The sequence below is a fragment of the Mesorhizobium sp. M3A.F.Ca.ET.080.04.2.1 genome (genome assembly GCF_003952525.1).
Lineage (GTDB): Bacteria > Pseudomonadota > Alphaproteobacteria > Rhizobiales > Rhizobiaceae > Mesorhizobium.
In genome coordinates this window covers 5,468,409-5,484,061 of record NZ_CP034451.1, presented here as the reverse complement: position 1 = coordinate 5,484,061, position 15,653 = coordinate 5,468,409, and the positions used below count along the sequence as shown (strand labels likewise).

The following is a 15,653-nucleotide window of genomic DNA, read 5'->3' as shown; positions in this document are numbered from 1 at the left end:
CCATGTCGGAAACCGCGAACTCACGCGCTGCGGCACTTGTCCATCTGCGCAGCGGCGACTTCGCCAAGGGCGACCCCATCCCGTTGCCGCTGATCATGGCGTCCATCTTCCACTCGCCGGGTGACGCGACGGGATTCCACCAATATGGCCGTTTCAGCAATCCGACCTGGCATGCTGTCGAGCATGCGCTCGGCCATCTGGAAGATGCGCAATGCGTTGCCTTTCCCTCAGGAATGGCCGCGATTTCAGCGGTCTTCTTCGCGCTGCTGAAATCGGGGGACCGCATTCTGTTGCCTTCGGACGGGTATCACACGACCCGCGCGTTGGCAGAGCGCTTCTTGAAGCCGCTCGGCGTCGCCTATGACGTGAGGGCGACGTCGAACATGCTCGATGCCGGCTTTGCCGGCTACCGCCTGGTGTTCGTGGAAACCCCCTCCAATCCGCGTCTTGATATCTGCGACATCGCCGCCGCCGCCAAGGCCGCCCATGCGCAAGGCGCGATCCTCGTCGTCGACAACACGACGATGACCCCCTTTGGCCAGCGTCCGCTCGATCTCGGCGCCGAGATTGTCGTCTCGGCCGACACCAAGGCGATCAATGGCCACTCGGACGTGCTGTTCGGCCATGTCGCGACCCGCAATCCGGACATCGTCGCGAAAATCAAGGACTGGCGCGAGACCGCTGGCGGCATCCCCGGCCCGTTCGAAGCATGGCTCGTGCATCGCGGCCTCGAAACGCTGGAAATGCGTTTCGACCGCATGTGCTCCTCGGCGGAAACGATCGCCAGGCGGCTCAAGGCACATCCCGCGGTGAGCGGCCTGCGCTTTCCTGGGCTCGAGGGCGACGCCTCGCACAACCTCGCCCGAGCCCAGATGGAGCGCTTCGGCTTCATCATCTCCTTCGAATTGACATCTGAGGAAAAAGCCGAGGATTTCATCACCAGCTGCGCGTTGATCGAATCGGCAACTTCGTTTGGCGGCGTGCACACCGTGGCAGAACGGCGTTCGAAGCGCGGCGACTCCGTGCCGTCCGGCTTCGTGCGCCTGGCGATCGGCTGCGAACCGGTCGAACAGCTGTGGCAGGCGATCGAGGCGTCGTTGAATAGTGTCGGCAGCTAAGGCGATCACGGCGCCGGAACATCGGCTCCGATCTTGCGCCGACCGTGCAGCACGCGAACAATTTCGATATCGCTGTCGCTGACCCGATAGAAGCTAAGATATTCACCTAAGACGATGCGACGAATGCCCGGCGCAATGTCGTCTCGTGGAAAGCCTGAAAATGGTGGAGGGTCAACAACTCCCATCGCCGCTGCAAGCTGTTTGAATAGCTATAAGAACGAAAATGCCAGCTGGCCTGTAAGCCGGGTTCTGTATGGCCCCGCGCCTTGCGGCGCGAGAACGTGGCGGCCATTCATCTTGGGCGCATGTTGCCATGCGCCTCACGCAACCTACCCGGGCGGTGGGCCGGAAACAGCCCTCGAAGGTTTCCCCTCGCACCGCCCCTATTCGGTTTTGCTCCCGGTGGGGTTTGCCGTGCCGCTCCTGTTGCCAGTCGCGCGGTGGGCTCTTACCCCACCCTTTCACCCTTGCCGCAGCGCATACCGCGGCGGTTTGCTTTCTGTGGCACTTTCCCTGGGGTCGCCCCCGCCGGCCATTAGCCGGCACCGTGTCTCCATGGAGCCCGGACTTTCCTCACCCGCAGCCTTTCGGCTCTTGCAGGCGCGGCCGCCCGGCCAGCTGGCAAGGCGTATAAAGGGATTCCCGACTGAAAACGCAACAGAAAAGGCTGCGAATGTCTCAGGCGGGCGAACCCAGTGCTGCCATCTGCACCTTCACCTTGCTGCAATAGGCGGCCGAGATCGGGTTCATGCGCGTCGCGCCATGACCGGCATTGTATTTGAGGATCGTGCCGCAAGTCGTGCCGCCACCCAGACCCTGCGCCATGGCAAGATACTTCATGCCAAATTTGATGTTGGTGTCGGGATCGAAGAGGCCCTTGACCGAACCGGTATAGCCCATCATCCGAGCCGTTGCCGGCTTGATCTGCATCAGACCGATCTCGCCGGCGCCGCCGACCATGTTCGGCCGGTAATTGCTTTCGATCTTGATGACCGCCTTGGCGAGCGAAACGGGCACGCCATAGCTCGCCGCATAGCGGGCGATGATCTCCGAATATTGGCTGTCGCCGGCGGCAGAGGTCGGCGCCTCGACCTTTTCGGGGTGGATGGAAGCCGTCGCTGTCAGGTCGATGACCTGCCGGCTGCGCTTGGCGTGGCGCTTTGCGGTAGACTTCGCCGACTTCAGCGCGGCAACTTTCTGCGCTTTGCCCGGGGTGGCCTTCTGGATCTTTGCTGTCTTGTTCGGGGCCGCCTTCTGGGTCTTCGCTGTTTTGGCAGTCGGCGCTGCCTTTGGCTTCGCGGGAGCTACGGCAAAGCCGCTGTCCGCACGCGGGCTGAGGGCGGCGCTGTTCGCTGGGTTGAAGGCAAAAGTGATCACTCCGGCAGCAACGGCTGCCGCTACAACGGTCAATCTCTGCATGTAGTCCTGTTCTTTTAGAACCGCGCGAAGAATTTCGCGCAGCTTGGCCAACTCAACATCGGAGCATCCTGGGAGGATAGACGTCCGACAACTTTCGGGAGATGCGTTTGGAGAGCGAATTGGCACCAAAGAAGGCGAGGCAATTCACTTTCTATGACAAACTGTAATTTGGGCAGCTCGGATAGATTATCTGGACGAAGCTGCCTTCACCGAGGCCAGCAGCCTTTGCAAGGTGCAGATCGTCGAGTCATCGGCGGCGCCGTCAACCAAACGTCGGCGGAAATGCCGCTGAAACGCAGCGACGACGACTTCGGTCTGGCGATCGAAGTCGCCTGTGATTTCGACGCCGTAGCCGTAAAGCGCCAGCATCGACTGCAGCGCCTCGACATCTGTCCCGCAATCGCCGGCTTTCAGCACCGTGCCTGGCCTGACCGGCGCGGCAGGGACGAGGTGCCCGATACCGGCGGCAAAAAGCGCTTGCCAGGGGAACTTCTCGCCCGGGTCGACCTTGCGTCCCGGCGCCACATCGGAATGCGCGAGCACCCTTTGGGGCGGAACGGAATGTCGGCCGACAATTCCCGCGCACAGGCCGATCACGGCGTCGACCTGCCGCTTCGGGAAGGCTTTGTAGCCCAGGGCATGTCCGGGGTTGACGATCTCGATACCGACCGAGCAGGAATTGATGTCGGTGCGCCCGAACCACGAGCTCTTGCCGGCATGCCAGGCACGGTCGCTCTCGCGCACCATCTGGACGACGCGGCCGTCTTCGTGAACGAGATAGTGGGACGAAACCTCGCTCGCGGGATCGCACAGCCACGCCTCGGCGGCGGGGCCAGTGTCCATGCCGGTGTAGTGGAGCACGATCATGTCGGGCCTGAGCGTCTCGCGCCGGGGGCCGAAATTGGGTGATACCCTCACCTCGGCACCAGGCTGGTCCGGCAGGAAACCGCTCATGCGTGCCTGAGGCCTCGCTCGATCATCTCATAGGCGGCATTGATGGCAGCGACTCTCGTCGTGGCTATCTTGATGAACTCCTGCGGCAGGCCGCGTGCGATCAGCCGGTCGGGGTGATTGTCCGAAATCAGCTTGCGGTAGCGCTTCCTGACCTCCTCGAACGGCTTGCCCCGCTCGATGCCGAGAACAACATAGGGATCGGCGGCGCCCAGATTGACGTGCCGGGACAGGATGGCCTGGTAGTGCACCTCGTCGATCCTGAAGATTTCGGCGATGCGATGCAGGAATTGCCCTTCCCGTTCATGGACCATGCCGTCCGCTTTGGCGATGTGGAACAGCCCGTCGAGAATGTCTTCCAGCATCATGCAATTGGCGTGGCCGGAACCGCACAGCTGAGCCATGCGCTGGGCGTAAATCTCGAACCCCGCGACGTCGCGCTTGGCGAGGTCGTAAAGGCGGGCCACATTGCGTGTTTCGCTTGGCGGCACCTCGAAGATTTCCTGGAAAGCGCGCACCTCGTCCTGAGTGACGACGCCGTCGGCCTTGGCCATCTTGGCCGCGAGTGCGATCATCGCCACCGAAAACGCCACGCGGCGCCGCAGATCCGGGTCGCCGGAGAATACAGTCCGCACAGCCTCCACGACATCGGCGACGCCCGAGGACGCCGACGACGAAACACGAGCGATGAAGTCGCCGAGGCGGTCCCAAATCGACATGCGGCTTCTTAGTGCGAACCGGGCCTCGCTATCAAGCCGGGACGATGCCGCAGGAAAACTCGTCGACGGAGGTCCCAGGCAAGAGGAAGGCCGGCACAAGGCCGGCCTTCATGATTTCATCGGATTGAATTCTACTGCGCAGGTGCAGCAGGAGGTGTTGCCGGAGCCGGTTCAGCGGGCTTCGTGGTGTCAGGAGTGGCCGGCTTCATCGGCTGTTCGTTGGCCGGCGGATTGGTGCTCTGTGTGGTGGTATTGTCGGTGCCGCTGTCGCTACAAGCCGCGACCCCCAGCAGGGCGAGCGCCGAAACAGACGCCAGAATGAGCTTTTTCATGCTATCTCTCCTTCAGCAAACGCTCACATTTCGGTGAGCGGTCGCAGGGGAAATGCATCAGTCACGGCGCCGGTTTCGTAACGTTGCGTTTCCAAATGTAACATCAACTTGTGATTGCTGCAGCTGAAACGGCGAACTAACACAGCAGTCGCTCGCATCGATTGGACGATCAGAAATGCCGGAAGCCGCAATCAACAAGAAATGGGATTTCTGGATCGATCGCGGGGGCACCTTCACCGACATCATCGGCCGCAGTCCGCAGGGACAGTTGCACCCGCGCAAGCTCCTGTCGGAAAACCCTGAAGCCTATGCCGACGCTGCCATCCAGGGCATTCGCGATCTGCTGGGGCTGGCATCGGGCGCCTCTATTCCCGCCAACGTGATCGGCGACATCAAGATGGGCACAACCGTCGCCACCAACGCGCTGCTCGAGCGCAAGGGCGACCGCGTGCTCCTCCTCATCACCAAGGGGTTTCGCGACGCGCTGCGTATCGCCTATCAGGCGCGGCCGGACATCTTCGCCAAGGAAATCATCCTGCCGGAGCAGCTTTACGAGCGGGTGATCGAGATCGACGAGCGCGTGCGCGCCGATGGTTGCGTCGAGCGGCTGCTCGACATCGCCGCATGCCGCCCGGCGATCGAACAGGCCAAGGCCGACGGCATCGATGCGGTCGCGATCGTGTTCATGCATGCCTGGAAACATCCCGACCACGAGAAGGCGGTTGCCAAGATCTGCCGCAAGATCGGCTTCAGCCAGATCTCTGTCAGCCACGAGGTCTCACCGCTGATCAAGCTGGTGGGCCGTGGCGACACCACCGTGGTCGACGCATACCTGTCGCCGATCCTGTCGCGCTACGTGCAACGGGTAGCGGGGGAACTGGGCTCCGGCCCCCGGCTGATGTTCATGATGTCCTCAGGCGGGCTCACCGCTGCCGACATGTTCCAGGGCAAGGACGCGCTGCTGTCGGGTCCGGCCGGCGGTGTCGTCGGCATGGTCGAGACGGCGAAGCTCGCCGGCTTCGACAAGGTCATCGGCTTCGATATGGGCGGCACCTCGACCGACGTCGCCCATTTTGACGGCGAATACGAGCGCGCTTTCGACACCGAAGTCGCCGGCGTGCGGATCCGCGCGCCCATGATGCGTATCAACACAGTCGCCGCTGGCGGTGGATCGATCCTGCATTACGAGGCCGGCCGCTTCCGCGTCGGCCCCGACTCCGCCGGCGCCAATCCCGGCCCCGCTGCCTACAGGCGCGGCGGGCCGCTCGCCGTCACCGACGCCAATGTCATGCTCGGCAAGCTGCAGCCCGATTTTTTCCCGGCGATCTTCGGCCCAGGCCAGGACCAGCCGCTCGATGTCGCAACGGTCCGCGAGAAGTTCGCAGCACTGGCCGCCGAAATCGGCGATGGACGAACGCCGGAGGCGGTCGCCGAGGGCTTCGTCACCATCGCCGTCGAGAACATGGCCAACGCCATCAAGAAGATCTCGGTGCAACGCGGCTACGATGTCACCGAATACCTCTTGAACTGCTTCGGCGGCGCCGGCGGCCAGCACGCCTGCCTGGTCGCCGATGCGCTCGGTATGGAAGCCGTTCTCATCCATCCCTTCTCCGGCCTGCTTTCGGCATACGGCATTGGCCTGTCGTCGATCTTCGCCTCGCGCCAGCAGGCACTGCTCAAGCCACTCGCGGACGAGTCGCGATCGTCAATCGAGGAGCTCATCGCGGCACTTCGTGAAGACGTTGTCGCCGAGCTTGCGGCGCAGGGCATTGCGGAGACCGCCATTGTCTCGAAGCCGATCCTGCAGATCCGCTATGACGGCACCGACACGGCACTGCCGGTGAATTTCGAACACGGCTCGATCTTCCGCGCCAGAAACGATTTCGAGACCGCTCACAAGGCCCAGTTCGGTTTCGTCTACGAAGACAAGCCGATGATCGTCGAGGCGGTCGACGTCGAGGGCAGCGATGCCGTGGCAATCGGCCGTGACGAAAATGAATCAAGTCTCGAAGATGAGGCGGCAACTCCCTGGCAGACCCGGCAATTCTTTGCGGACGGCGGCTGGCGCGATGCCGGCATTTTCCGTCGTGAGGACCTGAAAGCCGGTCACAAGGTCGCTGGGCCGGCGCTCGTCATCGAGCCGAACCAGACCATCATTGTCGAGCCCGGCTGGCAGGCCGAAATCACGGCGAAAAACCATGTGCTTCTGCGCCGCATCGAAAAGAAGCGTCGGCAGGCCGCACTTGGCACCGAAGCCGACCCGGTGATGCTCGAAGTTTTCAACAATCTGTTCATGTCGATCGCCGAGCAGATGGGCGTGACGCTGCAGAACACCGCCTATTCGGTCAACATCAAGGAACGGCTGGACTTTTCCTGTGCGGTGTTCGACCGCCATGGCGCGCTGGTCGCCAACGCACCGCACATGCCGGTGCATCTGGGCTCCATGGATCGCTCGGTCGAAACCATCATCCGCCTCAACTCGGGCGACATCCATCCGGGCGACGTCTTCGCGCTCAACGCGCCCTACAATGGCGGCACGCACCTGCCCGACATCACGGTCGTGACGCCGGTCTTCGACGACACGCGCACCGAAATCCTGTTCTGGGCAGCCTCGCGCGGCCATCACGCCGATGTCGGCGGCACCGCGCCCGGTTCGATGACGCCTTTAGCGACAACCGTCGATGAGGAAGGCGTGCTGTTCGACAACTTCCGCATCATCGATCGCGGCCGTTTCCGCGAGAAGGAGCTCGAGACGCTTCTCACCGATCATCCCTATCCTGCCCGCAATCCCGCCCAGAATATCGCCGACCTGAAGGCGCAGATCGCCGCCAACGAGAAGGGTGTCGCCGAACTCCGAAAAATGGTCGCGCATTTCGGTCTCGATGTCGTGGAGGCCTATATGGGCCATGTCCAGGACAATGCCGCCGAAAGCGTGCGCCGGGTGCTCGAACGGCTGCCCGATAGCTCCGACTATGAATATCCCACCGACACCGGTCAGGTGATCAAGGTAAGGATCACCGTCGACCGCGAAAAGCGTGAGGCGACGGTAGACTTCACCGGCACCTCGCGCGTCATGAAGAACAATTTCAACGCGCCGGAGCCGGTCGCCCGCGCAGCCGTGCTTTATGCGTTCCGCGTCATGGTCGAGGACATGATCCCGATGAACGCGGGCTGCCTCAGGCCGATCAACATCGTCATTCCCGATGGCTGCATGCTCAAGCCCGCCTATCCCGCGGCAGTGGTGGCCGGCAATGTCGAGACCTCGCAGCACGTCACCAACGCGCTGTTCGGCGCCATGGGCGCACTCGCCAACGCGCAAGGCACGATGAACAACCTCACTTTCGGCAACCGGCAGTACCAGTATTACGAGACGATCTGCTCAGGCTCACCCGCTGGCCGAATGAATTCGGGCCGCGGCTTTGCCGGCACATCGGCCGTCCACACGCACATGACCAATTCGCGGCTCACCGATCCCGAAGTCCTGGAACTGCGCTTTCCTGTACTGCTGGAGGATTTCCACATCCGCGAGGGGTCCGGCGGCAAGGGCAAGTGGAACGCCGGCAACGGCACCAAGCGCACGATCCGCTTCCTCGAGAGAATGGAGTGCGCGATCCTCTCCTCGCACCGCAACCGGCCGCCCCAGGGTCTCGACGGCGGCGGCGACGGCCAGGCCGGATCGACCAAGATCCGGCGCAAGGATGGATCCATCGACACGCTGAAAGCCTGCGACCAGACGACGCTCGATCCCGGCGAGGCCGTCACCGTCATCACCCCGACGCCTGGCGGATTCGGCAGGGCATAAATATCAGCGCCGACAGCCTGTCACCCGCCTGTCATAACGCTGCGCTACCCGCTTGCGGTAATGCAAACGGGGAATCGCCTTGCCATGTCGGATGTTTCGGGAGACCTCGTTTTTCGCCGTGGCAAGGAAGTCGGAAAAGCGGTCTACCAGAACCGAGCGTTATCGAAGGAAGGCATTTCCGAGCGGCTTTTCGCCTTCCTGTTTTCCGGGCTTGTCTACCCCCAGATCTGGGAAGACCCGGATGTCGATATGGACGCCATGCAGCTCGGTGCTGGGCATCGCGTCGTCACAATCGCGTCGGGCGGCTGCAACATTCTGGCGTATCTTACCCGCTCGCCGGCCCGGGTCGATGCCGTCGATCTCAACGCCGCGCACATCGCGCTGAACCGCATGAAGCTGGAAGCGGTGCGCCATCTCCCGTCGCAAGGCGATCTGTTCCGCTTCTTCGGCTCCGCCGGGACCAGCCATAATTCGCAAGCTTACGACCGCTTCATCGCGCCGCACCTCGATCCGGTCAGCCGTCACTACTGGGAGCGTCGCAATTGGCGCGGCAGGCGCCGCATCGCCGTTTTCGACCGCAACTTCTATCAGACAGGGCTGCTCGGCCTGTTCATCGCCATGGGTCATCGCGTGGCGAAACTGTTCGGCGTCGATCCGGCCGGCATCATGAAGGCGCAGACCATCGCTGATCAGCGCCGCTTCTTCAACGAGCAGCTGGCGCCGGTCTTCGACAGGAAGCTCCTGCGCTGGGCGACGTCGCGCAAAGCCTCGCTGTTCGGTCTCGGCATCCCGCCGGCCCAGTACGACTCGCTGATCACCTCCGGCGACGGCAGCATGGCGAGCGTGTTGAGGGCGCGGCTGGAAAAGCTCGCCTGCGATTTTCCGCTGAGAAACAATTATTTTGCCTGGCAGGCCTTTGCCCGGCGCTATCCACAGCCCGGCGAGGCCGCACTCCCCGCCTATCTGGAGCAGGCCAACTATAAGACGATCCGCGCCAACATCGACCGCGTTGCCATCCACCATGCCAATCTGATCCAATTCCTGGCCGGCAAGGATGCGGGCGCTATCGATCGCTTCGTTCTGCTCGACGCGCAGGACTGGATGACCGACGACCAGCTCAATGCCCTGTGGACCGAGATCACCCGCACCGCGTCGGCCGGCGCACGCGTCGTTTTCCGCACGGCCGCCGAGCCCAGCCTGCTGCCCGGCCGCCTCTCCAGCTCGCTGCTCGATCAATGGCGCTATGAGGAAGAGGCCTCGCGCGAATATTCGGCGAAGGACCGCTCAGCCATCTATGGCGGCTTCCATCTCTATGTGAAGCGCGCCGCATGAGCGCGACCGACCTGCCGGCCAGCCACGCCGAACTGATGGATGGCGTTTATCGCTGGCAGCGCCACATCTACGATGTGACCCGCAAATATTACCTGCTCGGCCGTGACCGGCTGATTGCGGGGCTGGAGGTGCCGGAAGGCGGCTCCGTGCTCGAGCTCGGTTGCGGCACTGGCCGCAATATCGTTCTCGCCGCCAGCCACTATCCGGACGCCCGCTTCTTCGGCCTCGACATCTCGACCGAGATGCTGGAAACGGCCGGCGCCGCCATCGCACGCGAGGGCCTCTCGGCCAAGGTCAGCCTCGCCCGCGGTGATGCGACCGACTTCGACGCCAAGGCGCTTTTCGGCATCGAGCGCTTCGACCGCGTATTCGTATCCTACTCGCTGTCGATGATCCCTGGTTGGGAAAAGACCGTGGCGGCCGCACTGGCCGCACTTGCCCCAGGCGGCTCGCTGCATGTCGTTGATTTCGGCCAGCAGGAGGGCCTGCCGCGCTGGTTTCGGGCTATGCTGCGCGGATGGCTGCGGAAGTTCCATGTCGAGCCCCGCGCTTCGCTGCGTGACGTGCTGGAATCGGAATCTCAGCGCAGGAGCGCAACCTTCCGTTTCAAAACGCTTTATCGCGGCTATGCCTGGCTGGCTGTGGTTGGCTTTCGGAAATAGCAGGGCCTATTGATGTAGCGCCTTGACCAGCGCCGCTACCATCGTCTGCGGCCGGTAGCCGAGCTTTGCCGGCGTCAGGCCGAGCCGCACCACGACGAGTTGCTCGGACGGAATGATGGCGACGGTCTGGCCATCATGGCCTTCCATCCAGTAGGTGTCGTTTGGCAAACCGGCTGCGATGCCCGCGCCGGGGCTTTCCTCGTCGCCCGGGCCCTCGATCCACACCTGGCCTTTGCCATAGACCTTGGAGGCCGAGGCCGGCTGCCGCATCCAGTCGACGAAGCCGGCGGGGAGGATCTGCGTGCCGTTCCAGACGCCGCCCTGCAGCAAGAACTGGCCGAAGCGCGCCCAGTCACGGGCGGTGGCATAGAGGTAGGACGAGCCGACGAATGTCCCCTGCTCGTCGGTCTCCAGCACCGCGCTATGCATGCCGAGCGGTTCGAACAGCGCCGTCCGCGGCCATGCCAGCGCCTTCGCCTTGTCGCCGAGCGCGTCCTGCCACAGCCGCGACAGAATCAGAGATGTGCCGCTCGAATAGGAAAACGCCTTGCCTACCTCGCTGGTCAGCGGCTTGGCCGCGGCAAAACCCGCCATGTTCGGCTCGAGATAGAGCATGCGCGTCACGTCGGCGACGTCGCCATAATCCTCGTTGAATTCCAGCCCGCTCGACATCGCCATCAGGTCGGAAAGACTGATCGCCGCCCGTCCATCCGCTTTCCAGCCTGCGAACAGGTCCTTGTTGTCGAGCGCCAGCTTGCCGTCCTTCACCAGCGTGCCGACGATCGCGGCATTCACCGTCTTGGTCATCGACCAGCCGAGCAGCGGCGTTTTCGCCGAAAAGCCGTCGCCATAGCGCTCGGCGACGATGCGCCCGTTCTTCACCACCACGAGCGCGCGCATGCCGGCTCCGGCCATGGCCTGATCGTCGACGATCCTTGACACTTCGGGGTTTTGCGAAGCATCCACCCGCTCGCCCTCGGGCCAGAGCGCGTCCAGTTGGACCGCCGCCGACCGCGCAGCGCGCAATGACGTCTGCCTCGCTTTGCCGGTGTTGCCGTCTGGAACTGACGCGCAGCCGACCCCGTCACGCTCGACCGCGATGCTCTTGCCCAACACCCACAACAGGCCCGCCGAGACAAGCCCCCTCTCCTTGTCGACCGACACTTTCATCAGCTTGAGCAGCGGGTGACCCGGCGCCTGGACGTCGACCGCCAGCACGTCGTTCGCGTCTCGGCCGGCGATAAAGACATTGGAGCAGACGATCTTGGCCGAATAGCCGGCACCGACGCGGATCAGATCCGGCGGCGCGAAGTAGAGCCACGCCGCCACCGCGACCACCGACAGCACTGCGAGCCCCAGCAACCCTTTGATGAACCTTACGACAGCCCGCATCTTGCGCCCCCGCATCTTGCGCCTTGGATTTTCCGGCTCGCTTTGTGTCATTGATTTGCCGCCATTGCTTCCGCAAAATCGTCGGCGCTGTCGAGCGCGGTCAATGGATTATCAACCATGTTCGGCGATCAACAGTGGATGTCGCCCAAAAGTGCCAAGCGGTTTTGGGACAACGACATGCCGGAAGAATACGGGCGGTCCTGTGGGGCGACCGTTCGGAGGGGGCCAGCGCAAGCAACGGCCATCTGCAACGACCCATCAGCGGCCGGCTGAACCCGGCTCGGGGAACAGTGATGCGCCGTCTTGCGGCCGTATTGATGTTGACGCTGCTGGGCGCCTGCTCGACGGTAGACGATCTTTCGCCGCTGTCGCCGTCCAGTTCGGCGACCGTTGCCGTTCGCGCGCCCCGGTTCGAAGACTCCAAGCCGCATGAATGGGACAGCGGCGCGCCTTGGAACTACTCGATCCACGGTACAGACGTCTCCAAATACCAGACCTCCGTCGACTGGCCCACGGCCAAGGCCAGCGGCATCTCCTTCGCCTTCGTCAAGGCGACTGAAGGCGGCGACCGGTTCGACGATTATTTCAACGAGCACTGGGCCCGCACCAAGGCCGCGGGCATACCGCGCGCCGCCTACCATTTCTTCTATTTCTGCACGCCGGCCGCCGCCCAGGCGCGCTGGTTCATAGCCAATGTTCCGAGAGACGCATCAGCCATGCCGCCGGTTCTCGACATGGAATGGAATCCGAAGTCCCCGACCTGCAGGCTTCGTCCCGATCCGGCAACGGTGCGCAGTGAAATGAGCACCTTCCTGCAGATCGTCGAGCGCCACTACGGCAAGAAGCCGATCATCTACACCTCGCTCGATTTTTTCGACGACAACCAGCTTTCCAGCTTCCGCGGCTATCCTTACTGGCTGCGCTCGGTGGCGGGCCATCCGCGCCAGAAATACGGCAGCCACCCCTTCACCTTCTGGCAATACACCGGAACCGGCATCGTTCCCGGCATGGCGGGCAAGGCCGACATCAACGTTTTCAACGGCTCGGAAGCCGCCTGGAACAGGTGGCTACGGCAGAACACCCGTTGACATCGGGCTTTGCGCCTGCTTTTCGAGACCGCGGGGCGGCGATATATGCAACCGCTGATGATGCGGAGCGGTGCACCCAACCGGGTGCCGAACGGCGCTCCTGAACTTTGAAATCTGCGCAAGTTCCTGTCCAGACTCCGGATCGGGTCCAAGAGGGTCATGCGCCGATCTCGAGAGGAAAACGATGCGATTGCGCGTTGACGTCCTGGCGGCGCTGCTGGTTGCCGCTTTCGCCTGGCCCGCCGAGGCACAGGAATGCGGCGGCGATTTCGAAACCTGGAAGCAGGGAGTGGCGGCGGAGGCCAGGGCGGCAGGTGTCGGCAGCGTCGGGCTCGACGCCCTGGAAGCGGCCACCATCGATGAGAAGGTCCTGGCGCGCGACCGCGCCCAGGGCGTCTTTACCCAGACCTTCACCGAATTCTCGAACCGCATGATCTCGGCCTATCGCCTGAAGCAGGGCGCCGCGAATCTGAAAAAATATGCCGATGTCTTCGCGCGCGCCGACAAGGAATTCGGCGTGCAGCCAGCCGTCATTGCCGCTTTCTGGGGCCTGGAGACCGATTTCGGCGCCGTGCAGGGCGACTTCCACACGCTCAACGCTTTGGTCACGCTCTCACATGACTGCCGCCGCCCGCAGTTGTTCCGGCCGCAGGTGGTGCCGCTGCTGACGCTGGTCGACCGCGGAGTGCTGCCGGCCGACGTCAAGGGCGCCTGGGCCGGCGAGGTCGGCCAGACGCAGATCCTTCCCACCGACTATCTCGCGCGCGGCGTCGACGGCGACGGCGACGGCAAGGTCGACCTCCGCAACAGCGTGCCGGACGTGATCATGACCACGGCCAACAAGATCCTGTCGCGCGGCTGGAAGCGCGACCAGCCCTGGGTCGAGGAAGTGCGGGTTCCCGACGACATGCCCTGGGACCAGACCGGACGCACCAACAAGCTGCCATTGAGCCAATGGGCTCAGTGGGGCGTGACCAACCCCAACGGCACGCCGCTCGTCGACAACGGCCTGAAGGCCGGTCTCGCCTTGCCGATGGGCCGGAAGGGTCCCGCGTTCTTCACCTACGACAATTTCGACGTCTATTTGGAGTGGAACCAGTCCTTCACCTACGCGCTGACCGCGGCAGTGCTTGCGACGCGGCTTGCCGGCGCACCGCAATTCGACCCACGCACTCCTGAAACGGGTCTCAGCGGTGATCAGATGAAAGCGCTGCAGACCAAGCTCGAGGCCAAGGGTTACGACGTCGGCACGGTCGACGGCATTCTCGGAACGAACACCCGCGAGGCCATACGCAAGGAGCAGATGCGGCTGGGCCTGCCGGTGGATGGCTGGCCGACGCCGGATTTGCTGGCGAAATTGTGAATGGTGAATAGAGTGAATGGTGAATGGTGAATGGTGAATGGTGGATGGTGAATAGTAACGATTAAGCTTGCGATCTCGCGGTTAAGCCCACGAGCATCTCTCAATCACAGTTTCCTAATTCCCTATTCACCATTCACCATTCACTATTCACCATTCACTAATCCGCCATCGTCTCCAAACTCGCAAACCCCTCCGGCGCATCGCCTTCGTCGAACGGCGTCGTCAACTCGATGAATGTGTCGGGATAGAAGCCGTTGAAGCGCGTTCTGAGCGAGAGCGAGTAGGCGCCGATATGACCGATCTCGATCCAGTCACCGGTGTCGACCGTTTCCGGCAGCCAGAACGGCCGCGACAGTATGTCGACGGAATCGCAGGTCGCGCCGCAGACCTTGAACGGCACGATGTTCTTCTCGTCGCCATTGCGCGTGCGGATCGCGGGGTCCGGAATGAAGCGTGCCGGCAGCGTGATCTTGCCGGTCCATGAATCCGAGAGCGAGGCCCAGATGCCGTCATTGATGTAGAGCCGCTTGCCCTTTCGCAAGAGCACCCGCACGATCAGCGAAAGGCAGCGCGCCACGATGACGCGCCCTGGCTCCGCCACCAGCGGCAACTGGTCGAACTGGTACTCCTTCAGGTCGCCGGACAGCCGCGACATAAGCTGCCCAAGCGACGGCATCTCGATGTGCTTGCGATTGGGATCATGGCCATATTCGGCCGGAAAGCCGCCGCCGACATCGAGCCCGGCAATGTCGAAGGTCAGGCGATTGCGAACCCAGTCGGCCGAGGCCAGCGCCCGCTCATAGGTGTCAGGATCCTCGATCTGGCTGCCGACATGGAAGCAGAGGCCGACCTTGTAGCCGGTGCGGTTGAGCCGCTCTGCAAGCTCGACCGCATTGGCCGGACCTGCCCCGAACTTCTTCGACAACTCGTAGGCCGCATGCCCCTTCGTCTGGATGCGCACAAAGACCGTGATCGCGCCGGGATCGATGTCGAGCGCCCGCACCACGCGCGTCAACTTGGTGATCTCGTCCTCATGATCGAGCGAGATGACGCGAATGCCGTATTTCTCCAGGGCCAGCTTGATGTCCGACTGCGCCTTGATCGGATGCATGTAGAGCATCTCGGCTTCCGCAGAAACGGCGCGGACGGCGGCGAACTCGCCGGGCGAGGCGACGTCGAAGGCGCCGACGCCGGCTTCCACCAAGGTCCTGAGCACGATCTGCTCGCCATTGGTCTTGACCGCATAGGCGGTCTTGCCCGGGAACATGCCCATGAACTGCAAGGCATCGGCCTTCAGAACCTGCGGGCGGAAGCAGTAGACCGGATCGTCCGGGCGAAGCGCCAGTGCCGCTTCGCGAGCATTCTCGAATCGCTGCATGGACGAATCCTCAATCGGGCGCGCACAATTAATCCTAGCTAGCTGTGAGCTTTCGGGAGGTTGTCCATTCGGACCGGACCGAGGAGACTGGAGTTAC

Annotated in this window: 13 protein-coding genes and 1 other RNA gene; 6 read left to right on the top strand and 8 right to left on the bottom strand. The window is 63.0% G+C overall.

What is annotated here, in order from left to right; all coding sequences use genetic code 11:
* Positions 1–2: 2 nt before the first annotated feature.
* On the top strand, positions 3–1,118 hold the full coding sequence (locus EJ074_RS26120; protein WP_129553868.1) for a cystathionine gamma-lyase: 1,116 nt from the start codon (positions 3–5) through the stop codon (positions 1,116–1,118).
* A gap of 5 nt (positions 1,119–1,123) precedes the next feature.
* Here EJ074_RS26120 and EJ074_RS26115 read toward each other — a convergent pair whose 3' ends face one another.
* The 6 genes from EJ074_RS26115 to EJ074_RS26090 form a co-directional block, all read right to left on the bottom strand.
* Positions 1,124–1,303, bottom strand: coding sequence for a type II toxin-antitoxin system RelE/ParE family toxin (locus EJ074_RS26115; protein ID WP_095808186.1), 180 nt, complete (start codon positions 1,301–1,303; stop codon positions 1,124–1,126).
* A 37-nt stretch (positions 1,304–1,340) separates the two neighbouring features.
* An RNA gene (gene rnpB, locus EJ074_RS26110) (RNase P RNA component class A) lies at positions 1,341–1,740 on the bottom strand.
* Positions 1,741–1,796: 56 nt separating this feature from the next.
* A complete protein-coding gene (locus tag EJ074_RS26105; RefSeq protein WP_095808252.1) occupies positions 1,797–2,537 on the bottom strand; it encodes a transglycosylase SLT domain-containing protein in 741 nt (246 codons plus the stop codon).
* A 186-nt stretch (positions 2,538–2,723) separates the two neighbouring features.
* A complete protein-coding gene (locus EJ074_RS26100) occupies positions 2,724–3,491 on the bottom strand; it encodes an N-acetylmuramoyl-L-alanine amidase (RefSeq protein ID WP_095808187.1) in 768 nt (255 codons plus the stop codon).
* On the bottom strand, positions 3,488–4,207 hold the full coding sequence (locus EJ074_RS26095) for a DnaJ family molecular chaperone (RefSeq protein WP_095808188.1): 720 nt from the start codon (positions 4,205–4,207) through the stop codon (positions 3,488–3,490). The genes EJ074_RS26100 and EJ074_RS26095 overlap by 4 nt, the downstream gene beginning before the upstream one ends.
* Before the next feature lie 131 nt (positions 4,208–4,338).
* The gene (locus EJ074_RS26090) at positions 4,339–4,539 is read right to left on the bottom strand and encodes a hypothetical protein (protein ID WP_095808189.1); all 201 of its coding nucleotides are present in this window, start codon (positions 4,537–4,539) and stop codon (positions 4,339–4,341) included.
* A 190-nt stretch (positions 4,540–4,729) separates the two neighbouring features.
* On the opposite strand from EJ074_RS26090, the gene EJ074_RS26085 reads away from it, so the two are divergent.
* From EJ074_RS26085 to EJ074_RS26075, 3 genes are all read left to right on the top strand, one after another.
* The gene (locus tag EJ074_RS26085) at positions 4,730–8,341 is read left to right on the top strand and encodes a hydantoinase B/oxoprolinase family protein (RefSeq protein WP_095808253.1); all 3,612 of its coding nucleotides are present in this window, start codon (positions 4,730–4,732) and stop codon (positions 8,339–8,341) included.
* Positions 8,342–8,425: 84 nt separating this feature from the next.
* Complete coding sequence (locus EJ074_RS26080) at positions 8,426–9,673, top strand: DUF3419 family protein (RefSeq protein WP_176478435.1); 1,248 nt, start codon at positions 8,426–8,428, stop codon at positions 9,671–9,673.
* The gene (locus tag EJ074_RS26075) at positions 9,670–10,335 is read left to right on the top strand and encodes a class I SAM-dependent methyltransferase (protein WP_095808191.1); all 666 of its coding nucleotides are present in this window, start codon (positions 9,670–9,672) and stop codon (positions 10,333–10,335) included. Before EJ074_RS26080 ends, EJ074_RS26075 begins: the two co-directional genes overlap by 4 nt.
* Before the next feature lie 6 nt (positions 10,336–10,341).
* Here EJ074_RS26075 and EJ074_RS26070 read toward each other — a convergent pair whose 3' ends face one another.
* On the bottom strand, positions 10,342–11,727 hold the full coding sequence (locus EJ074_RS26070; RefSeq protein ID WP_095808254.1) for a serine hydrolase: 1,386 nt from the start codon (positions 11,725–11,727) through the stop codon (positions 10,342–10,344).
* A gap of 293 nt (positions 11,728–12,020) precedes the next feature.
* Here EJ074_RS26070 and EJ074_RS26065 point away from each other — a divergent pair, with 293 nt between their 5' ends.
* Together EJ074_RS26065 and EJ074_RS26060 are read left to right on the top strand one after the other, a co-directional pair.
* Positions 12,021–12,815: a GH25 family lysozyme gene (locus EJ074_RS26065; RefSeq protein WP_095808192.1), complete on the top strand. Its 795-nt coding sequence runs from the start codon at positions 12,021–12,023 to the stop codon at positions 12,813–12,815.
* Between the two features lie 184 nt (positions 12,816–12,999).
* Positions 13,000–14,178: a lytic murein transglycosylase gene (locus EJ074_RS26060; protein ID WP_095808193.1), complete on the top strand. Its 1,179-nt coding sequence runs from the start codon at positions 13,000–13,002 to the stop codon at positions 14,176–14,178.
* A 157-nt stretch (positions 14,179–14,335) separates the two neighbouring features.
* Here EJ074_RS26060 and EJ074_RS26055 read toward each other — a convergent pair whose 3' ends face one another.
* Positions 14,336–15,556: an alanine racemase gene (locus EJ074_RS26055; protein WP_095808194.1), complete on the bottom strand. Its 1,221-nt coding sequence runs from the start codon at positions 15,554–15,556 to the stop codon at positions 14,336–14,338.
* Positions 15,557–15,653: the final 97 nt, after the last annotated feature.

Bases quoted from the DNA above. Each gene is read 5' to 3' on its own strand.
- EJ074_RS26120 (WP_129553868.1), top strand. From the start codon at position 3: ATGTCGGAAACCGCGAACTCACGCGCTGCGGCACTTGTCCATCTGCGC.
- EJ074_RS26115 (WP_095808186.1), bottom strand. From the start codon at position 1,303: ATGGGAGTTGTTGACCCTCCACCATTTTCAGGCTTTCCACGAGACGAC.
- EJ074_RS26105 (WP_095808252.1), bottom strand. From the start codon at position 2,537: ATGCAGAGATTGACCGTTGTAGCGGCAGCCGTTGCTGCCGGAGTGATC.
- EJ074_RS26100 (WP_095808187.1), bottom strand. From the start codon at position 3,491: ATGAGCGGTTTCCTGCCGGACCAGCCTGGTGCCGAGGTGAGGGTATCA.
- EJ074_RS26095 (WP_095808188.1), bottom strand. From the start codon at position 4,207: ATGTCGATTTGGGACCGCCTCGGCGACTTCATCGCTCGTGTTTCGTCG.
- EJ074_RS26090 (WP_095808189.1), bottom strand. From the start codon at position 4,539: ATGAAAAAGCTCATTCTGGCGTCTGTTTCGGCGCTCGCCCTGCTGGGG.
- EJ074_RS26080 (WP_176478435.1), top strand. From the start codon at position 8,426: ATGTCGGATGTTTCGGGAGACCTCGTTTTTCGCCGTGGCAAGGAAGTC.
- EJ074_RS26075 (WP_095808191.1), top strand. From the start codon at position 9,670: ATGAGCGCGACCGACCTGCCGGCCAGCCACGCCGAACTGATGGATGGC.
- EJ074_RS26070 (WP_095808254.1), bottom strand. From the start codon at position 11,727: ATGCGGGCTGTCGTAAGGTTCATCAAAGGGTTGCTGGGGCTCGCAGTG.
- EJ074_RS26065 (WP_095808192.1), top strand. From the start codon at position 12,021: ATGCGCCGTCTTGCGGCCGTATTGATGTTGACGCTGCTGGGCGCCTGC.
- EJ074_RS26060 (WP_095808193.1), top strand. From the start codon at position 13,000: ATGCGATTGCGCGTTGACGTCCTGGCGGCGCTGCTGGTTGCCGCTTTC.
- EJ074_RS26055 (WP_095808194.1), bottom strand. From the start codon at position 15,556: ATGCAGCGATTCGAGAATGCTCGCGAAGCGGCACTGGCGCTTCGCCCG.